Annotated in this window: 1 pseudogene; it reads left to right on the top strand. The window is 64.2% G+C overall.

Annotated elements, in window-relative coordinates:
• Positions 1 to 27 precede the first annotated feature (27 nt).
• Positions 28 to 374 (top strand): annotated as a pseudogene (locus RZO55_RS02310) (O-sialoglycoprotein endopeptidase); the annotation flags it as partial.

Genomic DNA, 374 nt, shown 5'->3' with positions numbered 1-374 from the left:
AGTCCTCCGCTGGAGGGGGAATCCTTTTTGGCAATTCACCTTTCGGGGGGAACTACCGAGCTATTGCAGGTGGAGAAGAAGGGCGAGGGATTTGACATCACCCTCCTGGGTGGGACGAGGGATCTGAACGCCGGTCAACTGGTGGACCGGGTGGGTGTGGCGATGGGGCTTCCCTTTCCCGCCGGCCCATCGCTGGAGCAGTTGGCGCTCCGGTATGATGGCCCTCCGGTGACGGTTTCCTCGGCGGTCCGGGGGCTGGAGTGCTCCTTTTCAGGTCCTGAGACCGCCTTGCTCCGCATGTGGGAGCAGCGGGAATTGCCCGCCGAGGGGATCGCCTTTGCCACCCTGCGCTGCATCGCCAACACCCTGGAGCG

The organism is Clostridium boliviensis, assembly GCF_033342255.1.
GTDB lineage: Bacteria > Bacillota > Clostridia > Lachnospirales > Lachnospiraceae > Lacrimispora > Lacrimispora boliviensis.
Note: the sequence above shows the minus strand (reverse complement) of the source record. Positions and strands in the feature narration are given on the sequence as shown.